This is a genomic window from Mixta sp. BE291 (assembly GCF_031457955.1).
Taxonomy (GTDB): Bacteria; Pseudomonadota; Gammaproteobacteria; order Enterobacterales; family Enterobacteriaceae; genus Mixta.
The window spans coordinates 465903-485806 of sequence record NZ_JAVDXN010000001.1; the positions used below are offsets into that span (position 1 = coordinate 465903).

The following is a 19904-nucleotide window of genomic DNA, read 5'->3' on the forward strand; positions in this document are numbered from 1 at the left end:
TTGACCTGGGGGCATTTTCTTACTCTGATAAACGGAGCCTGTATGAAGACAATGACCGTTGCTGCTCTGTCCCTGACGCTTGCCGTATCAGTTGTTAACGCAAAGGAGAACGATTCCATGATTACCGTAATGCAAAGTGGTGCAAAACCGTCCGTCACCGGCTCATCAGACTATTTTACCGGCACGGTGCGTATTGATTCCCCGTTTCAGGGAAGTGAACCTGCACGCGTGGGCGGCGCTACCGTGACATTTGAGCCCGCAGCCCGAACCGCCTGGCATACGCATCCGCTTGGTCAGACATTGATTGTCACCGCAGGCCTGGGACTGGTGCAGGAGTGGGGCGGGCCCGCGCGTGAAATCCGACCCGGAGATATTGTCTGGATACCGGCTGGCGTTAAGCACTGGCACGGCGCAACGCCGAAAAACAGCATGTCGCATATCGCGATTGCCGAGGCGCAGGAGGGCAAGGTGGTTGACTGGCTGGAAAAGGTCAGCGACGAGCAATATGCGCCTGAGGAAAAATAATCAGCCTTGCCGGTCAGGTCCGTTCGCTGACCGGCAAACAACGCAGGCGGTGCTGAACGTATAATCGCTGTTCTTCAGACAGCGGTGTCAGGTTGATTTTCAGGAATGCGTTCACGTTATTTTTACGATAACCGATTCATCATGATGTAATCACAGATTTATGCGTTTAGTCAGCCCGTTACTGAACGCTTTTTTATAGCGTGCTTTCTGTTTATGCAAAGCATCAGTAAAGCAGCACAACACACTGATAACAATGGAACAAACAGTGTGATTTTAAAGCCGGCCAGTTGCGCCAGCAGACCAGCCATCCCGTTACCCGCCATCATGCCTGTGCGCATGGCATTGGAGTGAAATGCTGATGCAAAACCGCTGCGTTCTGGCAACGCGTCCTGAATAACAGAGATACCCAGACCGACAAAAATACCAAAAAATAATCCGTTAAAAAGTTGCAACACAACCAGTTCGGTCATGTTAGTGGCCAATTGAAGCAGGCAGTAATAGACGGCAGCAAAGCAAAATCCGATCATAATTAGCCGTTCTTTCCCTGTTTTTTCTGCCAGGTGTGCAGCGACAAGCATAACGGGAATTTCCATTATCGCGGTTGCGCCCAGCAGGAAGCCCGGAAACGAGGCAGGTAACTTAAGCTCCTGTACCAGGTACAGCGGCATAATGGTCAGGTAGATATTATTTGATAAATTTGCCAGCATCATTACTGCGCCCAATGCCCAAATCATACCCGTGACAGGGACTTTACCGGCTTGAATCACTTTTGTTTTTCCTGCATCGACGGTTTTTTTATCCTTTGGCAGCAGCAACTGGCTGGCAAGTAAGGTCAGGGCTGAAAGCAGCGCTGAGGCCAGGAAATTAAAGGTGAATCCAAATCTGTCGGCAAAGACAAATGCCAGAGCAGGTCCGGCAATCCATACGATTGACACGCCCGAACGCATTTGCGTATTGAGCCGCGTAGCGTTAAGCCCTGCCGTCAGTGAATGCTTGCGGATCATCGAAAGGAGTAGCGGGATAGTCGCATTGCCTGGCCCCATCAGGAACATGCCAGTGAGCAGAGCCTCAATGGGGTGTTGGCAGAAACTGAAGGCCAAACCCGCCAGAAAAAGCGCCATAACAGAAATCATAAAAAGTTGCCTGATCGGATAGCCCTTATCTGCAAGCGCCCCCATCAGCTGGCTAAAAAATAATCCCGACAGGGCAAATCCCAGGCTGTAAAAAGTGATAAAAATCGGGCTTGCATGTAAACCGTTGATCAAAAACAGGCTCATTACAGGCAAAATGAAGGCATATGAAATGGCGGTCATTACGTTTATCAGGAACAGCCGCCCGGTAATCCCGGAAAAAAAAACCATAAACAACCACTTCTCCATGTAATTTAATTCTCTGTTTTAACACGGAAACTTCTCAATGCAGTGCAATATTTTACTTCACATGAGCTGTGCTGGTTTTTTGGCTGGCAGAGTTCCGGCCCATTTAGTATGACACTGAGGCCTCCTTGTTAAAGAGGAGTCCGGTATGCTAAATAACCCTTCAATGAAGTATAAAGTCCATCCCTCCGTCAGCCTTACGGACAGACAATGGCCGGATAATGTATTGACCCGGCACCCGCGCTGGCTTTCCACCGATTTACGTGACGGTAATCAGGCTCTCGCTGAACCTATGGACAGCGCCCGAAAAATGAAATGCTGGGATCCGACCAAGTCTCGTCCCATGATTATCAACCTTCCAGCAACGGTTGAGGTCAGCATGCCGAATGTTTACGCCGATCAGATAGAGCACTTTTGCCGTCATTTTTCACGCCGTCAGCAGGTTTGCATCAGTGTTCACCCGCATAACGATCGGGGAATAGGTATTGCGTGCGCTGAGCTTGCGCTACTGGCTGGTGCTGAACGTGTTGAAGGCTGTATCCACAATCCATCTCTGGTTTCAATGCGAATAACGCCGCTCAACGTATGAATAAGCTGAGCGCAGCTGTGCGTATGCCAGTTTTCATAATCGCCATGTTGGTAGTCATGTGCATACGGAATGACTGACCTGCATGGGCGTTTGATAAGCGGCTTCCCAACAGCCAAAGCGTTATTCCTGGCGAGCCCACGCCCAGCCGTTACTGTCTAAGCTGGGCAGTGGGCTTTCTGTATGTTAAACATTTCTGCTTCCCAACTCTGGAACGCATTCAATGAAAGATCTCTTACCTCTCCTTACCTCAGGCTCTGCGCGAGCGATCGGCGCGGCTATTGCGGCCGGCGAATTAACGGCCCTTGAAGCGACAGAATGGTATCTGAACCGCATTGCACAATTTAATGCAGGCGACACGGGCCTCAATTGCGTCAGAAGCGTTTCGCGTCTCGCGCGTGAAGAAGCAAAACGCGCAGATGCCGAACTTGCCGCGGGTCGCTCAAGAGGGCCGCTACATGGCGTTCCTTATCTGGTAAAAGATAATGTTTTTACTGTCGATGGCAGCTTCGCCTCCGCAGGATCCCGCGCGCTGGCGGAATTTCTTCCTCCGTATGAGGCAACATTAGTGACGCGTTTGCGTGATGCCGGCGCAGTACTACTGGGTAAAACCAATCTTACTGAATTTGCCGACTTTGTGGCGGATACGATGCCGTCTGAATTTAGCGGGGCCGGCGGCGTTGTGCGCCATCCGCTGGGTTTGCAGTATGGCCGCGGGCAGGGTTCAAGTGTAGGCTCCGCTGCGGCGGTGGCTGCAGGATTTTGTGCCTTTGCGATAGGGTCTGAAACGCAAAATTCTCTTCAGTCACCGGCCGTTCACAGTTCTGTTACCGGTTTTAAGCCAAGTGTAGGCCGGGTCAGCCGCCACGGCCTGATACCACTTGTTCCAAGCCAGGATTCACCGGGTCCACTGACCCGCACCGTTGATGATGCACAGCTGGTCTATGAGGCAATTGCGGGACCAGATATGAAAGACACGGCAACGCTTGCTGTTCTCCCGGCGGAAAATTTCAGCGCTTGCACGTTGCAGGGGCTGCGGATCGGCATTCCTCGTCGTCATATTGCTGACAGTGTCCTGACCGATAGTCGCAAAAAAGTGTTTAACGACCTGGTGGCATCGCTGACTCAGGCCGGTGCCGTTATTGTTGATCCCTGTGATCTGCCAGCTGCGGAACAGCTCAGTGAGGTGCGTTCGTGTGTGTTCCGCTCTGAATTCAGGAAAAGCCTGAACAATCTACTGGAAACCCTGGAGCCGTGCGGCATGAAGTCGATGGGTGATATTATTGCGTGGAATAAAGCGCATCCGGAGGCGATCCCCTATGGGCAGTCTCTTCTTGAGGCGGCGGATGCCTCGCCAGATCTCTTTTCACCTCACTACCTCAGCGATCGTCGGCGGGATAGTGTTCTTAGCCTTGATTCGGGGATCTTGTCCGCGCTGCGGATTGGTGGTGTCGATATTCTTCTGTCGCCTATGGCTGCTGCCGCGAAATGTACTGGTAAGGCGGGGGCTCCTGTTGCTGCGATACCCGCTGGCGAGGATGCTGATGGTTTACCTTTCGGCATCACGCTTTACTCCGCGCCCGGCCATGATCGGAGCGTTTTGCTGGCGGCAAAGGCGATTGAAAAAGCGGTAGGAAAACGTGTACTGCCTGTATTTACTGAGCATTAAGCAGGACGCACATATCTATGCCAGCCGGTCAGTTCCGTTCGCTGACCGGCAAACAACGCAAGCGGTGCCGGGCGTTAAGCGGCCAGATAGTCGCTGGTGGACTGCACCTTCGCGTAGGCAAACGCCAGCGCGGCCATCATGGTGGCGTGCACCTGCTCAGCCGGTACCTTAACGCCGTTAAATTCCAGATCAAGCGTGGCGCAGGCATCATGCAGCACCGTTACACCGTAACCGAAATCTGACGCTGCGCGTACGGCGGCGTCAACGCACATATGGCTCATCGCGCCAACCACCACTAAATCCTCAATTCCCTGTTCTTCAAGCAGCTGTCGCAGGTTAGTTTTCAGGAATGAATTCACATAGTTTTTTACGATAACCGGTTCATTGCCAGCCGGTAAAACCGTCGACTGGATTTTGATGCCGTCGGAATCCGGAACAAAAACCGGCATTTCGTTGTTGGCAAAAATGTGCTGAATATGGAAAACCGGCACGCCATTGGCGCGCGCATTGGCAATCACTTTAACCGCGTTGGCTGCGGCTGCTTCGATGCCCGTCAGCGGCAGTTTACCAGTAGGAAGATATTCATTTTGCAGGTCGATTACGATAATGGCTTTACGGGTCATATTAGTTACCTGTTGGTGGATTAACATTACAGAGCAGACAGTTTGTAATAAACAGGATAGAGTGCGAAGTGGCAAAAACGACATTTTAAAGGGCAATAACGACACATGGAAAACGCAGGCCGTACTGAAATCGCCATTCTGCTCTATCCCCATGCGCAACAGGCTGCGGTGTTAGGCTTTATCGACCTTTTTGCGTTTGCGGAAAAGGTCAGGCAGCGTCATGCCAAGCCTACCGAGCGCCCGGTCAGCGTTACCCGTTGGCAGCTGCTTGATGATGCCGGGACGCCCGTAAGGTTGGATGATGATGCGTTGCCGCCAGCCTCGACGCCGGACGTTATTGTGCTGCCGCCCAGCCTTGAGGAGCCGATATCCTCTCAGCATGCGCAGCCTTATGTGCCGTGGCTGTGCGCGCAGCATCAGCGGAAAGTCACGCTGGCATCGGTTTGCGCTGGCGCTTTTTTACTGGGTGAAACCGGCCTGCTGGCCGGGCGCACCATCACCACGCACTGGCAGTATGCTGAAGCTTTCAACCGTCGCTTCACGGGCGTCAGGCTGGATGTGGATCAGTTAATTATTGATGATGACGATATCCTGACGGCCGGTGGCGCGATGGCCTGGGTTGATTTGGGGTTAAGGCTGGTGGATCGCTATTACGGCGCGGCGGTAATGATTGAAACCGCTCAGATGCTACTGGTCGATCCGCCAGGCCGCCAGCAACGCTTTTACAGCGCGTTTTCTCCGCGTCTGGCGCACGGCGATGCCGCCGTGCTGAACGTGCAGCACTGGCTACAGGAAACCGGTGCGAAAGAGATCTCACTCGCGATACTGGCAAAGCAGGCGGGCATGGAAGAGCGAACCTTTCTGCGCCGCTTTCAAAAAGCCACCGGTATGACCACCACGGAATATTGCCAGCGTCTGCGGGTCGGACGCGCGCGCGAAATGCTGCAAACCTCGCGCGTGCCGCTGGATCGCATCGCCTGGGATGTCGGCTACAGCGATACCAGCGCATTCAGGAAAGTCTTTACGCGCATTGTTGGCCTGACGCCGGGCGAATACCGCCGACGCTTCCATCCAGACTAATGGCGGCTGGCGCGTCGGAAGCGACGCGCTTTTATTGGCCCGATTCCATTGTTAATTGACCGCCTGCCTACTCACGTCTTCCTGTTCACCCTCCCTATACTTGCCTGTAACAACCTTTGAGGCGCTGTTTTAGCTGATTAGGGCAGGGCACGTCGGCCCGCTGCAAATTCAATACAACTGGAATGACTCATGAAACTAACGCAAATTCGTAACGCCACGCTGATCCTGGAATATGCCGGAACCCGCTTTCTTATCGACCCGATTATGGCGGATAAAGAAGCCTGGCCGGGCTTTCCCGGCACGGCACGTTCACATCTGCGTAACCCGCGGGTCGCGCTGCCGGTTTCCGTTGCCGAGCTGCTGGATGTCGATGCGGTGATCGTAACGCATACCCATCTTGATCACTGGGATGAAGCGGCGCAGCAGCTGATCCCCAAAGATAAGCGCATTTTTTCTCAGCACGAAGCGGATGCCGAGCTGATCCGTGCGCAGGGCTTCACCAACGTGCATGTTATGGGCACGGAAAACAGCTACCAGGGGATCACCATCATTAAAACGGATGGTCAGCACGGCAGCGATGAAGCCTACGCTAACCCTGAAATGGCCGCTTTCCTGGGAGATGCCTGCGGGCTGGTGTTCCGTCACGTTGATGAGAAAACGCTCTATATCGCGGGCGATACTATCTGGGTAAAACCTTATCTGGAGAGCCTGCAAACCCATAAACCGGATGTGGTGGTTGTGAATGCTGGCTTCGCTCAGGTTGACGGCTACGGAGCCATTATTATGGGCACGGAAGATATTTTGCGTACCCATCAGGTGCTGCCGGAGGCGATCGTGGTGGCATCACATCTGGAAGCGATTAACCACTGCATCCTTACGCGTGAAGAGATCCGCGCGTTTGTGCGCCAGAAAGCTATTCAGCAGAGCGTACGCGTTCCTGAAGATGGCGAAACGCTGGCCTTTTAGGCCATCACGGATTAAGGCGCATCTGACGTAGCGCGCTGAAAAAGAGGCATCTGTGCTGGCTCGCCTGCGGCACAGATGTTTTTTGTATCCTGGCTGCCACTGAATAGTGCTGTCCCTGACCTAACTGGAGATATACCTTGACCGTTCCTGTCGTTGCCGTCATTGCTACCGCCGGAGTCAGTTCATTTCACTTTTCCGTGCCCTGTATTGTTTTTGGTCATGCATTACCTGAACCCGATCGCTTCCGTTTGCAAATTTGCGCTGAAGCACCCGGCGCCGTTCAGTCTGATATTGGCCTGCTGATTAATATTGAGCATGGGCTGGAGCTGCTGGAAAGCGCCGATATCATTATTGTGCCTTTCTGGAGCCATCCGGAAGAGAGGCCTTCCGCCGCGTTGTTGACCGCGTTGAAAGCGGCATGGGCGCGCGGCGCGGAGGTGGTGGGATTGTGTCTGGGAACGTACGTGCTGGCTTACGCCGGGATGTTGAGTAAACGGCGCGCCGCCACGCACTGGGAATATGAACGCGATTTCACCGAGCGTTTTCCCGACGTGCTGCTTGATACCAATGCGCTTTATATCAACGATGAACGGCTTATCACCTCAGCCGGAACCGCAGCCGGAATCGATTGCTGTCTGAATATTGTTCGGGAGCACTATGGCAGCGCGTTTGCTAATCGGGTCGCCAGACGTATGGTGATGCCGCCTTACCGGGAAGGCGGGCAGGCGCAGTACATTGAACGCCCGGTACCGGAAACCACCCGTGATAACACGGTTAATGAACTGATTACCTATCTGCGCCGCAACCTTAAAAGGCCGCATAATCTCGATGCGCTGGCGACATTTTGCAACATGAGCCGCCGTACGCTTACCCGTCACTTCTTTGCCGCAACCGGCCTGAGCGTAGGCGACTGGCTGAGTATTGAACGTCTTCAGCGCAGCCAGGAGTTACTGGAATCTACCGATCACAGCATTGAAGTCATCTCATCGATGTCCGGGTTTCAGTCGCCCATTTCTTACCGGCAAAGTTTTAAAAACCGTTTTGGCGTCAGCCCCAGCGAGTGGCGTCGCGCCTTCCGTGGGCCTGATTCACAGCTGTAGGCCGCGATTGCCGCGCGGTTTTACCGGCTTTGTCGCCTGATATTGTTCAGCCTCCGCTGAGCCTGGTTATCTATCCTGCCTGTCAACATCAACAGGCACGTTTAAACGGAATCGAATTATGAAGCAGATGTTTCGTCAGGTCTGGATCCTGGCGGGTTCACAGGCAATTTTTCAGACCGTATCGATCCTGGTCATGACCATCGGCGGGCTCGCAGGTGAAATACTGGCGCCCTCTGCCGCGCTGGTTACGCTACCGATTGCCACCATCAGTCTGGGAACGGTGCTGGCGACGTTTCCCGCCTCGATCTGGATGAGCCGGGTCGGCCGTAAAACAGGATTCTGTAGCGGCGCGGCCGCCGGTGTGGTCGCCAGCGTTCTGGCGGTGATTGCTCTCACCATCCATTCATTTGCTCTGCTTTGCGTGGCGACTTTTCTGATTGGCGTTTATCAGGCCTTTGCGCAGTTTTACCGCTTTGCTGCGGGTGAGGCGGCGAAAAAATCGTACCGTACGCGTGCGATTTCCCTGGTAATGGCTGGTGGGATCGTGGCGGCTCTGCTTGGCCCGCTGTTGGCTAACGCAGGAAGTCACCTCTTTGCGGTGCCCTATCTGGGATCGTTTCTGCTGCTGGGTGTGATGGCGCTGTTGGGATTAGGGCTGCTGAGCCGCTTACAAATGCCTGAGCCGGAAACCACCGGCGATGCGGTGGCGGTGGCGCGTCACTGGCTACAGGTGGTTTCTCAGCCAGCCTATTATGTGGCGCTTTTTTCCGCTGCCTCCGCGTTCGGTATTATGGTGCTGGCGATGACAGCGACGCCGCTGGCCATGAAGCATCATGCCTATTCACTAACGGAAAGCGCGACGGTTATTCAGATACATGTGCTGGGCATGTTTCTGCCCTCTTTTTTTACCGGACGGCTGATTGAGCGTTTTGGGGTAATTAAAATTATGTTGGCCGGTGCAGGCTCGCTGCTGTTGTATATTTTGCTGGCGTTATCGGGTACGCAGTTTAGCCAATTTGCGGGCGCGCTGTTTCTGGTCGGGGTAGGATGGAATTTTCTCTACATCGGCGGAACCAGCCTGCTTGCCAGCTCTTTTACGCCGGCCGAAAAGAGCTTTGCCCAGGCAATTAATGATATGAGTGTCTTTGTCTTTACGCTGATCTGTTCGCTGGCTGCCGGAACATTGCTGCATACGTTCGGTTGGGAAAAAATGAACCTGTTACTGTTGCCGTGGGTATTATTTTTAACCGTGCCGCTTGCCGGTCTGGCTTTTCATACCCGGCGCGCACGGAAATTACAGCCGGAAAATAACTGACTTGCCGTCATAATAATTTTCGCACGGGTAAATGCCGTCAGGTAAAAAGAAACGGATCGCGTCAAAGGGGGCGATCCGTTTTTTTTATACAGCGTAATAAAGCGGCAAACCCTTCGCGCCGCGAAACAGATTTATTGTTTTTCGGTAACCTTTTACGGGTGATATATCGCGTTTTTTAATCCACGGTTGATATTGTTAGCGATGGTATCAGGCCAGATACGGATGAATTCAGGTCAATATTTTTGTGTGAAACGCGGAAGTGAGAATAAGATCACACTTTATTAAAACGGCATTTGTTTCAGGCTGTGAAATAAATAAAAAATGGTTGTCTGGGACCTGTAATAAAAACGTTTAGTCAGCCTGGCGACTGACCGCGGACTTTAAGAGAAAATTATGCTGAAAAATGTTAAGCGCAGTAAGATAAATCTGGCCGTATTGTTATGTTTACCGCTGTCACTCTCTGTGGGGGCGCAAAGCGCAGCGCAGCCGGAGCTGGGGCATCATACGGTGCCGCTTCTTAAGCTGTCCGGCCTGACCTTTAAAGATCTTAACCGTGACGGCAAAGTAAACCCCTATGAAGACTGGCGACGGCCTGCAAAAGTCAGGGCCGCTGACCTCGTCAAGCGTATGACCCTGGCTGAAAAAGCGGGCGTGATGATGCACGGCACCGCGCCCGCAGAGGGCAGCACCTTTGGCAACGGCAGCGTTTATGATATGGACGCGACCCGCAAAATGGTGGTCAACGATGACGTTAACAGCCTGATTACCCGCCTTAACGGCGAAGATCCCACCCGGTTAGCCGAGCAAAACAACCACATTCAGCAGACGGCGGAAAATACGCGCCTGGGGATCCCGGTCACGATCAGCACCGACCCGCGCAATTCCTATCAGGCGCTGGTAGGTATCAGTAACCCTGCCGGTAAATTCACCCAGTGGCCTGAAGCCATTGGCGTGGGGGCCATCGGAAGCGAGAAACTGGCGCAGGAGTATGCTGACAGTATCCGTCGTGAATATCGTGCCGTTGGCATTACCGAAGCCCTGTCCCCGCAGGCGGATATCGTCACTGAGCCGCGCTGGGCAAGGATCAGCGGCACCTTCGGCGAAGATCCCGAGCTTGCCAGAAAACTGGTGCGCGGTTACATCGCAGGCATGCAAAAGGGCGGTAACGGACTTAACAGTCAGAGCGTGGCGGCAGTGGTAAAACATTGGGTAGGCTATGGCGCGGCGCAGGATGGCTGGGATGGTCATAACGCTTATGGCAAAAATATCGTACTGACGGCCGAGAGCCTGAAAAAGCACATTATTCCTTTCCAGGGCGCGTTTGAAGCGCATGCGGCGGCGGTGATGCCAACCTATTCAGTGATGAAGGGCATCCAGTGGCAAGGCAAAGAACTGGAGCCGGTTGCTGCGGGCTTCAATCGTTACCTGCTAACCGACCTGTTAAGGGATCAGTATAAATTTGATGGCGTGGTGATCAGTGACTGGCTGATTACTAACGACTGTGACGATGAGTGCGTCAACGGCAGCGCGCCGGGTAAAAAGCCGGTGGCGGGCGGTATGCCGTGGGGCGTCGAGTCGCTGACCAAAGAGCAGCGTTTTGTGAAGGCGGTAAACGCCGGTATCGATCAGTTTGGTGGCGTAACCGACTCTGCGGTATTGGTTGACGCGGTGAAAAAAGGGCTGATTACCGAGGCCCGGCTGAATGCTTCCGTTAAGCGCATTCTGCAGCAAAAATTTGAACTGGGATTGTTCGAACAGCCTTATGTGGATGCCGCGCAGGCCAGCAACATTGTCGGCGCGCCGGAAACCAAAAAAGCGGCCGATGCGGCGCAGTTCCGCTCTCTTGTGCTGTTGCAGAACAAAAACGTGCTTCCGCTTAAAACCGGCACCAAAGTCTGGCTGTATGGCGCTGACAAGGCGGCAGCTGAACGCGCGGGTCTGACCGTGGTTGCGACGCCGGAAGAGGCTGACGTGGCCTTAATGCGTACCAGCGCGCCTTTCGAGCAGCCGCATTACAACTACTTCTTTGGCCGCCGTCATCATGAAGGATCGCTCGAATTCAACGCTGAAAATAAAGACTTCCAGATGCTGAAAAAAGTGAGCCAGCAGGTGCCGGTTATTCTGACCATGTATATGGAGCGGCCTGCGGTTTTAGCTAACGTCACGGATAAAACCCACGCGTTTATTGCTAATTTTGGCCTGAGCGATGAGGTGCTTTTTAACCGACTCACTTCCGATGCGCCTTATAGCGCGCGCCTGCCTTTTGCTTTGCCCGCCTCGATGGCGTCGGTACTTAAGCAGAAGTCTGATGAATCTGACGATCTCGATTCGCCGCTGTTCCCGCGCGGGTATGGCCTGGCCCGCTAAAACGGATAGCGGGAAGCCGTGTTAAGGCTTCCCGTTCCGCCCAGCGCATTTTAGCCGTGACCACCTGATTAAAATCAGCCATGTGTCGGTATTGACCCGTTTTATGTCTTTACCGCCACTTCTGACGGCTATGGGTAACTGGCACACTAAAAACGCTGAAATAACCTAATGGAGATAAACACCATGAGCACCACAACAACCCGATGGAAAGGCTTAACGCAGGGACAGGGCACCATTGAGGACGCCTCGCTTAACCTGGCTATTGCTATCCCGGAAGCGTTCGGAGGAAAGGGTAACGGAGCAAACCCAAAAGATTTACTGAAGGCATCAGCGGTTTCCTGCTACGTGATGACCCTTGCGATTATGCTGCAGTCGCGCAAAATCCCGGCGAAAGAGATCGGCGTGACCTCTGAAATCAGCGGTGATAAACCCACTAACCTGCATATTTCGCACGTGGTTGAACTCTCGCTTGCCGCAGACGCGACGCCGGAACAGGTGCAAAGCGCACAGGCGCTGATTAGCGCTGCGGATGCAGCCTGCATGATCGGCAATCTGCTGAAAGCGGGCGGCGCGCAGGTTTCCGTTTCGGGGCGCGCGGTGCAGGCTCAATAACATTTGAGCAGCAAGTATCACTTGCTATATGCCGCTTTGCCTTTATGATTTCGGACATGATGACTTTCAGCCACCACGACTCAGGTTGCAAACAGCGAAGTAAAGCTCTGGCTTTGCTGGCGCTGGCGTGCCTGATTATGTTGGTCTGCCTGACCCAGCGCATTGCTGTTCTGCATGCGCCGGTGGGCAACGCGCTGAGTCTCACCACCTCCGTTCATTCTGATAACGCCGACCTGCATATCGGTCTGACGCCTTGCCAGCTTGAAGCGCATTCGGTTTTCATGGCTCAGCCGGTGTTGTTTGACGGCGCGTTGCCTGCGCTGGATATTATTCTGTCCATCATCGTGCTAACGGGCAGCGTATCGCTCTGCCGCAGGCCACGAGCCAGACCACCTTCCGCCTTAACCCGGCGAATACACCTGAAAAATTGCGTTTTCCGTCTGTGACAGAACAGCTCACCCTGTTCTGACCATCACTTACGGAGAAAAAAATGCTAATTCTATTCAGGAGCTTACTGCTTCTGCTAGGGTGCGTATCTGCCGCGCAGGCAGCGGATACGGGCTGGCTACGTCAGCCATCTAACCCGCACACTGAAATACGTATACGCAGCGCCGCGCCACAGGACGGTCAGGTGCGTATGCTACTGGATGTCCGCCTCGATCCCGGCTGGAAAACCTACTGGCGCTCGCCCGGCGATGGCGGCGCGCCGCCACGCCTGAACTGGCAGCCGGCGGTTTCCTCGCACTGGTACTGGCCTGTTCCACAGCGCTTCGACGTGGCAGGCTTGACCACGCAGGGCTACGAGCACAGCGTGACCTTCCCTGTGGTGATCGGGGCGCCTGCGCAAGGTGAGTTGCAGGGAACCCTGTCGCTATCCACATGCAGCAACCTCTGTGTGCTGACGGACTACGCTTTTCATCTGCTGCTTTCAGACGCCCCAGCGGATGATTTTGAAAATGAGTACGCCCGGGCAATGAGAAACGTCCCGAGCGAGCAAGGGCCGGTTACCGTTACCGCAACGCAGCGCGACCGGGATACCATTACCGTTACGGCTCAATCACCCACCGGATGGCGCAATCCCGCGATTTTTGCTGATAATCCTTCCGGCACGCTGCTTTCTGAGCCGAAAATCGTTACCCGCGGCGAGCAGCTTCAGGCAACGTTTCACGTCAGCGACGAGTGGGGCGGAGCGCTTAGCAAAATGCCATTTAGCGCGCTATCGCTGGTGGTAAGCGATAACGATATTAAGCAGCAGCTGAATGTCGAATTAAGCTCTGAGGCGGGATCGGGCCTCGCTTTCTGGCAGATCATTCTGACGGCGCTACTGGGCGGGCTGATACTTAACCTTATGCCCTGCGTGCTTCCCGTGCTGGGGCTGAAACTCTCCGCAATTGTTTCCGGCAGGCAGTATGACCGGCGTGACATCCGGGCGCGTTTTCTGGCCACCACCGGCGGCATCGTGGTTTCTTTTATTCTTTTAGCCATGATGATGACCAGCCTGCGGCTAACCGGCGCCTGGTATGGCTGGGGCATCCAGTTCCAGAGTCCGTGGTTTATCGGGTTTATGGTGCTGGTGACGTATCTGTTCAGTATGAATATGGCGGGAGTGTTTGAACTGCGCCTGCCGTCTGCTTTCTCTACCCGACTGGCTACCGTGGGCGGGCGCGGCATGGCAGGGAGCTTTTTCGAAGGTATGTTCGCCACGCTTTTGGCTACGCCCTGTACCGCGCCTTTTCTCGGCACCGCCGTGGGGTTTGCGCTGGCAGCGCCGCTGCCTCAGCTATGGGCGATATTTATCGCCCTCGGTATCGGAATGAGTCTGCCCTGGCTGGCCGTCAGCCTTTTCCCCGCCGTGGCGCGATTATTCCCTAAACCGGGACGCTGGATGCAGGTGATGCGGGCGATCCTCTTGATGTTGATGGTGGGATCCTGCGTGTGGTTGATGAGCCTGCTGATCCCCTTTTTCGGCTTCCGCTACGTTCTGCTGGCGGGCGGCTCGCTGATTGCGTTGCTGCTCTATCTGCTGGCCAGGCAATACCTCGCTGCTGCTGAGAACCTGCGTACCGCGGCATTCGGCGTGCTGTTTGCAGCGGTGGTGTATGCCTTCCTCGCGCCTGCGCCCGCGGGCAAAACGGCCTCGCCGATCCACTGGCAACCTTTGTCGGAAGCGGCATTACAGCAGGCGCTGGATGACGGGAAATCTGTTTTTGTCGATATCACCGCCGACTGGTGTTTGAACTGTAAAGTAAACGAGGTAATGGTGCTGCATCGGCCTGAGGTTGTTTCGGCACTTAACCAACAGGACGTGGTGGCATTACAGGGTAACTGGAGCCGCCCGTCGCCAGAGATTGAACAGTTTTTATATCGTCATGGAGGCGGCGGCATTCCTTTTAACGCCATTTTCAGCGCCGCTGAACCGCAGGGTGAAAAGCTGTCACCGCTGCTGAACAAACAGACCTTGCTGGATGCCCTCAAACGCTCATCAGCTGGAGTAAACCATGCCGGGTAACCGTTTCGCTAATCAATTGCCTCACGCCGCGCTGCGTTGCGCCATGAACCTGAAGGATAAGAAAATGAAAAAAGCAGTGAACCTGTATACCCGATTAGTGATTATCGCTTCAGGCGTGTTCGCTTTTGGTGTTAATGCTGATACCGGGACCATCCCGGAGCCGGTGAAGCAGCTTGAAAAGCAGGGGATTGAAATTATCAAACCTTTCAAAACGCCTGCCGGTGTTGACGGCTGGCTGGGGAAATATCAGGATGCGGGCGTCACCATCTACCTGACGCCCGATAAAAAACATGCAATTTCCGGCTATATGTATGATGAGAAAGGGAATAATCTCAGTGAGAAAATCATTAACGATGAGATTTACATCCCTGCCGGTCGAGCCATGTGGGAAAAACTCGCCGCGGCAGAGGGAATTACTGAAGGAAGCGATAAAGCCAGCTGTAAAGTGGTGGTGTTTGCCGATCCTTTTTGCCCCTACTGCAAACAGTTCTGGAAAGCGGTACAACCTGCCGTTCAGGCGGATAAAATCGAGCTGAAAACGCTGCTGGTAGCCGTCCTGAAACCGGAAAGCGGCCGCTATGCTTCCGCTATGCTTTCTGCCAGCGATCCCGCTAAAGCCTGGCACGATTTTGAAATGTCTAACGGCAAAATCAGCCCGACTTTACCGCAACGCACACCGGAAGCGGCGAGCAGGCAAATTATGTACAATCAGCATCTTATGGACACGCTGGGGGCGAACGGCACGCCAGCGATCTATTACCTCAGTAAAGATCGCCGCTTACAGCAAATCGTGGGCATGCCGGACGAAGAGATGTTGAAAAACCTGGTCGCCTGCAAGTGACCGGGTAAGCAAACCATGCCACTCATCGGGTGGCATGGTGTTGCGCGTTTACCGGGATTTGCTCTTCGCAAACCATTCCACGCCGCGTAGCATGCCAGCCCAGTAAAAACGCGGTAAAAACCACGCTTTTAACCACCAGGCGATTCGACTGGGGCGGGCAGGATTAAGCGGAACAGTGGGCAACAGCTGGTTGTCGTAACCAAATTCAGCCAGCACCACTTTGCCTTTTTCCACCGTCAGCGGGCACGATCCGTAACCATCATAACGTGAGTCAGGAATGACGTTGCGGAGCACTTTTTGCAGGTTTTCGGCCACCACCACAATTTGCTTGCGCGCCGCCGCCGCGGTTTTTGCGTTCGGCGTCGAGCAGCAGTCCCCCAGCGAGAAGATGTTTGGCCAGCGCACATGCTGTAAGGTGTGTTTGTCCACTTCGCACCAGCCGTTTGCGTCTCCCAGGCCGCTTTGCGCAATAAAGGCGGGCGCGGTTTGCGGCGGAACCACATGCAGCATATCGAAAGGTAAGGTTACCTCGTGGGCGTCCCCGGATTCTGCGGTTACGGTAAAAGTAGCCAGTTTTTTCTCACCGTTCACTCGTGTAAGGTTATGCCTGAAATTTACGTTGGCCTGATATTTCTGTAAGTAGTTTCTGAGCGGCGGAACAAATTCCGGCACGCCAAATACCGCTTGACCCGCAAGGAAAAATCCCACTGAAATATTTTTCAGGCATCCCTGTTTCTGCCAGTGGTCACAGGAGAGGTATAGGGCTTTTTGCGGCGCGCCGGCACACTTGATAGGCATCCCCGGCTGGCAAAAAATAGCGTTGCCGTGTGTTAAATTTTTTACCAGCTCGTAAGTATAGGGCGCGAGGTCAAAACGATAATTTGACGTAACGCCATTTTTCCCCAGCGTTTCTTCCAGCCCTGCGATTTTATCCCAGCGTAATACCAGGCCGCTGGCAACAATCAGGCTGTCGTAATATATTTTTTCGCCGCCAGCCGTCACAATGAAATTATCTTCAGGACAGATGTTGATTACTGCACTTTTCACCCACGCCACATCGGGCGGAATAACATCTGCCATGGGACGTCTGGTTTTATTAATATCATAGAGGCCCGCGCCCACCAGCGTCCAGGCTGGTTGATAATAATGCTGATCGCCCGGTTCAATTAGCGTAATGGCAATGTTTTTCACTCTTTTTTTAATGCTCGCGATAACGCCAATTCCAGCCGAACCGCCGCCGATAACCACCAGATGCGGTGAAGAACACGTCTCACTATTTTGCATGACAACCTCCCGTTAATTTAACGGTAGAGGAAAAAACGGTGTTCCGAAAGCATTCGCTTAGACGATTAAAGTATAAAAAAAATCGCTTATTCAAATTTGTTATAAGAAATAGCTAAAAGTAATAAGCAATTGACAATATATTTTATAGCAGTTGTACTAATTAAAAAATCGGAGCTGAAAATGATAATACAGGATTTATCGCATCTGTCTGCGCCGACGATAATCCTGTTGCTAGCCACCGGGATTATTATTGGATTTCTTCTGGCGCTGACCGGCGGAGGCGGTTCGGTGGTATGCGTGCCGCTTCTGCTTTATATGGTGAAAATAGAAGACACGCATCTGGTTATCGGCACCAGTGCAATGGCGGTGGCGGTAAGTGCATTATTCGCGCTTTTCTCCCATGCCATTAATGGCAATGTCAGATGGAAGATCGGGCTGGAAATATCGGCCGTTGCCATAACCGGCGCTTTGCTGGGTGCTGAATTGGGGAAAATGGTCAGCGCAAAATATCTGCTTCTGCCTTTTTCGCTGTTAATGCTGATTATCGCGGTGCTGATGGCAGGGAAAAGCCGTCGCCATGCCGATACGTTCAGCGCAGGCCATTGCTGTTTTCACCCGGTAATAGCGTGGATAGCCGTTTTTACCGTTGGCGTCATTGCCGGTTTTCTCGGCATTGGCGGTGGTTTTCTGGTGGTGCCTTTGCTGGTTTGGTGCTTCAGATTTTCCATGGTCGAAGCCGTGGCCACCTCACTGATGGTGGTGTTTGCTATGGGCGTATCCACCAGCGCCAGCTATGCCACGGCAGGAAAGTTCTCTGTGATTATCACCGCCTGGCTCATTGCGGGCGGGATTATCGGAGGATGGCTGGGAAGCCAACTAGCAAACCGGCTGAGCAATAACCAAAAAGTGATTAACGGCCTGTTTTCCGCCATGTTGGCCATGATGGCGTTTTATATGCTGTACAAAAACCTCTGAATTAAACAGGAGCGAGTCATGAACCTTCGTCATTATAATCAGCAGATCTCTTTCGTTGATGCCCTGAACGCCGATGAATTTGCCCATCTGCACCAGCTCGGCTATCACATGGTGATTAATAATCGGCCTGATGAGGAGGAGGGCGGTTTTCTGACGCATCAGCAAGAGCAGCAGTTAGCCGATCGGCAAGGCATCAAATATCTCTATTTACCCTTTACCTATGACACCCTGACGCGCGAAGACGTTTATACCTTTCATCGTCAGGTAAAAAGCGGCAAGAAACTTATTGCGCACTGCCGCAGCGGCGCGCGTTCTGTGTCGCTGTTTTTCCTCCATGCGCTGTGTGAAGGCCTGATGGACGAAAAGGCGTTCCAGGCGACGTGTCGGCAATATGATGTTGATGCCGCTCCGGCGCTGGCGTGGTATGCCAGGCAGCAGCAGATCGCGCCGGTGGCAGAGGTTCACTCTTTTTATGAGCCGAAAAGCGGCAGCTTGCAGTATGTCATTGCCGATCCCGAAACCAGACGCTGTGCGATTATCGATCCGGTGCTGGATTTCGATCGCAACTCAGGCGCCGTCTCGCACCGCCAGGCGCAAATGATGCTGGACTTTATTCACCGGCAAAACTGGCGGCTGAGCTGGATCCTGGATACGCATCCTCATGCCGATCATTTTTCCGCTGCGGCCTGGCTGGCCCGGCAGACGGGCGCACCGTCCGCTATCGGAGAGAAAATTTCTCAGGTACAGGATCTCTGGAAGGCGATTTACCATCTGCCCGCGCTGCCTGCGCCGGAAACCATCTGGGATGCGCGGTTTAAAGATGGCGATATTTTTTATATCGGCAACCTGCGCGGCGAAGTCATTTTCTCACCGGGGCATACGCTGGCCTCCGTCACCTACCATATCGGCAATTGCGCTTTTATTCACGATACGCTTTTTATGCCGGACAGCGGAACGGCGCGCACTGACTTTCCCGGCGGCAGTGCGGAAGCGCTGTGGGAAACACTACAACGCATCCTGAGCCTGCCGGACGATACGCGCCTGTTTACCGGTCATGATTATCGTCCTGACGGGCGTGAGGTGCAGTATGAAAGCTCCGTTGCCCGGCAGCGTAGCGAAAATGTCTGGCTGGCTGGCAACGATAAAGCCGCCTTTATTGCGAAAAGAACCGCGCGGGATGCCACGCTTCCGCTGCCCGATCTGATGCTGATGGCATTGCAGATCAATATTAGCGGCGGGAATTTGCCGGAACCGGAAAATAACGGCAAACGTTACCTTAAAATACCGCTTAACAGCTTTTGATGGTTTTAGAGGCGCATGCAATATGAGTATTGACTGGGGCGCGTTTACACCGCTGAGTAGCTTAGCCGGAGGCGTGCTAATCGGGGCTTCTGCTGGAATCTTGTTCTTTTTTTGTGGCCGTATAGCAGGCATTAGCGGCATTTTGGGCGGCCTGCTTACGCCGCGCGCGCGCGATAAAAGCTGGAGAGCGGCATTTATCATCGGCATGCTGCTTTCAACGCTGCTTTACAGCCTGTTCAGCGCTAAACCTCACAGCGCCATTGACGCCTCTTCAGGCACCCTGATTATTGCTGGTTTACTGGTTGGGTTTGGCACCCGTTACGGCTCAGGTTGTACCAGCGGGCATGGCGTCTGCGGTCTTTCACGCTTGTCGTGGCGCTCCCTGATTGCAACGGCGATTTTTATGGTAAGCGCGATGTTTACCGTATGGCTGTCCGGCCGCTTTTAATCGCGCCAAACAGAATGCAGGAGAGATAATGTATAACCTGGTGTCTTTATTGGCTGGCCGATAAACTTTTCTTGCCTGCTGCTCGCCACGTGAATAAACGTCTGGTGGGCGGGGCGGTATTATTTGGTATCGGTTGGGGATTATCCGGCATCTGTCCGGGGCCAGCGCTGATTCTATTAAGCAGCGGAAGCAAAAAGGGCGCGCTTTTCTTTATGGCGATGCTGGTGGGGATGGGCCTGTTTGACTATCTGGAGCGCCGCCGAGGCAAGGCCTGAGAAAGATGTATTAGCGCAGGTTAATAAAGATCCACGCAGGCAAAGAAATTG

18 protein-coding genes and 1 pseudogene are annotated in these 19904 nt (G+C 53.7%); 16 read left to right on the top strand and 3 right to left on the bottom strand.

Annotated elements, in window-relative coordinates; all coding sequences use genetic code 11:
- Nucleotides 1–42: 42 nt before the first annotated feature.
- Entirely contained in the window at nt 43–525 is a 483-nt protein-coding gene (locus J2X14_RS02180) for a (R)-mandelonitrile lyase (RefSeq protein ID WP_352409571.1), read from the top strand.
- A gap of 170 nt (nt 526–695) precedes the next feature.
- Here J2X14_RS02180 and J2X14_RS02185 read toward each other — a convergent pair whose 3' ends face one another.
- Complete coding sequence (locus J2X14_RS02185) at nt 696–1904, bottom strand: sugar efflux transporter (RefSeq protein ID WP_352409572.1); 1209 nt, start codon at nt 1902–1904, stop codon at nt 696–698.
- Nucleotides 1905–2049: 145 nt separating this feature from the next.
- Here J2X14_RS02185 and J2X14_RS02190 point away from each other — a divergent pair.
- Nucleotides 2050–2442 (top strand): annotated as a pseudogene (locus J2X14_RS02190) (hydroxymethylglutaryl-CoA lyase-like TIM-barrel protein); the annotation flags it as partial.
- A gap of 268 nt (nt 2443–2710) precedes the next feature.
- Nucleotides 2711–4156, top strand: coding sequence for an amidase family protein (locus J2X14_RS02200; protein WP_352409573.1), 1446 nt, complete (start codon nt 2711–2713; stop codon nt 4154–4156).
- 74 nt (nt 4157–4230) lie between these two features.
- Here J2X14_RS02200 and J2X14_RS02205 read toward each other — a convergent pair whose 3' ends face one another.
- Nucleotides 4231–4779: a cysteine hydrolase family protein gene (locus J2X14_RS02205; RefSeq protein WP_352409574.1), complete on the bottom strand. Its 549-nt coding sequence runs from the start codon at nt 4777–4779 to the stop codon at nt 4231–4233.
- Between the two features lie 105 nt (nt 4780–4884).
- Here J2X14_RS02205 and J2X14_RS02210 point away from each other — a divergent pair, with 105 nt between their 5' ends.
- The 9 genes from J2X14_RS02210 to dsbG all read left to right on the top strand — a co-directional run bounded on the left by J2X14_RS02210 (nt 4885) and on the right by dsbG (nt 15569).
- Complete coding sequence (locus J2X14_RS02210) at nt 4885–5859, top strand: GlxA family transcriptional regulator (RefSeq protein ID WP_352409575.1); 975 nt, start codon at nt 4885–4887, stop codon at nt 5857–5859.
- 189 nt (nt 5860–6048) lie between these two features.
- Nucleotides 6049–6825, top strand: coding sequence for an MBL fold metallo-hydrolase (locus J2X14_RS02215; protein WP_352409576.1), 777 nt, complete (start codon nt 6049–6051; stop codon nt 6823–6825).
- Between the two features lie 137 nt (nt 6826–6962).
- Nucleotides 6963–7925 carry a GlxA family transcriptional regulator gene (locus J2X14_RS02220; RefSeq protein ID WP_352409577.1) on the top strand — a complete coding sequence of 321 codons (963 nt, stop codon included), beginning with the start codon at nt 6963–6965 and terminating at the stop codon, nt 7923–7925.
- A 118-nt stretch (nt 7926–8043) separates the two neighbouring features.
- Nucleotides 8044–9240, top strand: a complete 1197-nt coding sequence (locus J2X14_RS02225; protein ID WP_352409578.1) for an MFS transporter — start codon at nt 8044–8046, stop codon at nt 9238–9240.
- Nucleotides 9241–9633: 393 nt separating this feature from the next.
- Nucleotides 9634–11607: a glycoside hydrolase family 3 protein gene (locus tag J2X14_RS02230; protein WP_352409579.1), complete on the top strand. Its 1974-nt coding sequence runs from the start codon at nt 9634–9636 to the stop codon at nt 11605–11607.
- Nucleotides 11608–11790: 183 nt separating this feature from the next.
- Nucleotides 11791–12219, top strand: a complete 429-nt coding sequence (locus tag J2X14_RS02235; RefSeq protein ID WP_352409580.1) for an OsmC family protein — start codon at nt 11791–11793, stop codon at nt 12217–12219.
- Between the two features lie 56 nt (nt 12220–12275).
- Nucleotides 12276–12665, top strand: coding sequence for a copper resistance protein (locus J2X14_RS02240; protein ID WP_352409581.1), 390 nt, complete (start codon nt 12276–12278; stop codon nt 12663–12665).
- 44 nt (nt 12666–12709) lie between these two features.
- The gene (locus tag J2X14_RS02245) at nt 12710–14728 is read left to right on the top strand and encodes a protein-disulfide reductase DsbD family protein (RefSeq protein ID WP_352409582.1); all 2019 of its coding nucleotides are present in this window, start codon (nt 12710–12712) and stop codon (nt 14726–14728) included.
- Nucleotides 14729–14792: 64 nt separating this feature from the next.
- Entirely contained in the window at nt 14793–15569 is a 777-nt protein-coding gene (gene dsbG / locus J2X14_RS02250) for a thiol:disulfide interchange protein DsbG (RefSeq protein ID WP_352409583.1), read from the top strand.
- 48 nt (nt 15570–15617) lie between these two features.
- Here dsbG and J2X14_RS02255 read toward each other — a convergent pair whose 3' ends face one another.
- On the bottom strand, nt 15618–16853 hold the full coding sequence (locus tag J2X14_RS02255) for an NAD(P)/FAD-dependent oxidoreductase (protein WP_352409584.1): 1236 nt from the start codon (nt 16851–16853) through the stop codon (nt 15618–15620).
- A gap of 180 nt (nt 16854–17033) precedes the next feature.
- On the opposite strand from J2X14_RS02255, the gene J2X14_RS02260 reads away from it, so the two are divergent.
- Genes J2X14_RS02260 through J2X14_RS02275 form a run of 4 tightly spaced genes read left to right on the top strand, consistent with a single transcriptional unit; the run spans nt 17034 to nt 19853 of the window.
- Entirely contained in the window at nt 17034–17828 is a 795-nt protein-coding gene (locus J2X14_RS02260; RefSeq protein ID WP_352409585.1) for a sulfite exporter TauE/SafE family protein, read from the top strand.
- A gap of 18 nt (nt 17829–17846) precedes the next feature.
- On the top strand, nt 17847–19130 hold the full coding sequence (blh, locus tag J2X14_RS02265) for a bifunctional sulfur transferase/dioxygenase Blh (protein WP_352409586.1): 1284 nt from the start codon (nt 17847–17849) through the stop codon (nt 19128–19130).
- A gap of 22 nt (nt 19131–19152) precedes the next feature.
- Entirely contained in the window at nt 19153–19578 is a 426-nt protein-coding gene (locus J2X14_RS02270; RefSeq protein ID WP_352409587.1) for a YeeE/YedE family protein, read from the top strand.
- Nucleotides 19579–19631: 53 nt separating this feature from the next.
- Entirely contained in the window at nt 19632–19853 is a 222-nt protein-coding gene (locus J2X14_RS02275; protein ID WP_352410123.1) for a DUF6691 family protein, read from the top strand.
- Nucleotides 19854–19904: the final 51 nt, after the last annotated feature.

What these genes read in the sequence shown, in the direction of transcription:
- dsbG (WP_352409583.1), top strand. Translation starts at nt 14,793, where the DNA reads ATGAAAAAAGCAGTGAACCTGTATACCCGATTAGTGATTATCGCTTCA.
- J2X14_RS02235 (WP_352409580.1), top strand. Translation starts at nt 11,791, where the DNA reads ATGAGCACCACAACAACCCGATGGAAAGGCTTAACGCAGGGACAGGGC.
- J2X14_RS02230 (WP_352409579.1), top strand. Translation starts at nt 9,634, where the DNA reads ATGCTGAAAAATGTTAAGCGCAGTAAGATAAATCTGGCCGTATTGTTA.
- J2X14_RS02210 (WP_352409575.1), top strand. Translation starts at nt 4,885, where the DNA reads ATGGAAAACGCAGGCCGTACTGAAATCGCCATTCTGCTCTATCCCCAT.
- J2X14_RS02260 (WP_352409585.1), top strand. Translation starts at nt 17,034, where the DNA reads ATGATAATACAGGATTTATCGCATCTGTCTGCGCCGACGATAATCCTG.
- J2X14_RS02225 (WP_352409578.1), top strand. Translation starts at nt 8,044, where the DNA reads ATGAAGCAGATGTTTCGTCAGGTCTGGATCCTGGCGGGTTCACAGGCA.
- J2X14_RS02240 (WP_352409581.1), top strand. Translation starts at nt 12,276, where the DNA reads ATGATGACTTTCAGCCACCACGACTCAGGTTGCAAACAGCGAAGTAAA.
- J2X14_RS02215 (WP_352409576.1), top strand. Translation starts at nt 6,049, where the DNA reads ATGAAACTAACGCAAATTCGTAACGCCACGCTGATCCTGGAATATGCC.
- J2X14_RS02255 (WP_352409584.1), bottom strand. Translation starts at nt 16,853, where the DNA reads ATGCAAAATAGTGAGACGTGTTCTTCACCGCATCTGGTGGTTATCGGC.
- blh (WP_352409586.1), top strand. Translation starts at nt 17,847, where the DNA reads ATGAACCTTCGTCATTATAATCAGCAGATCTCTTTCGTTGATGCCCTG.
- J2X14_RS02270 (WP_352409587.1), top strand. Translation starts at nt 19,153, where the DNA reads ATGAGTATTGACTGGGGCGCGTTTACACCGCTGAGTAGCTTAGCCGGA.
- J2X14_RS02185 (WP_352409572.1), bottom strand. Translation starts at nt 1,904, where the DNA reads ATGGAGAAGTGGTTGTTTATGGTTTTTTTTTCCGGGATTACCGGGCGG.
- J2X14_RS02200 (WP_352409573.1), top strand. Translation starts at nt 2,711, where the DNA reads ATGAAAGATCTCTTACCTCTCCTTACCTCAGGCTCTGCGCGAGCGATC.
- J2X14_RS02180 (WP_352409571.1), top strand. Translation starts at nt 43, where the DNA reads ATGAAGACAATGACCGTTGCTGCTCTGTCCCTGACGCTTGCCGTATCA.
- J2X14_RS02205 (WP_352409574.1), bottom strand. Translation starts at nt 4,779, where the DNA reads ATGACCCGTAAAGCCATTATCGTAATCGACCTGCAAAATGAATATCTT.
- J2X14_RS02245 (WP_352409582.1), top strand. Translation starts at nt 12,710, where the DNA reads ATGCTAATTCTATTCAGGAGCTTACTGCTTCTGCTAGGGTGCGTATCT.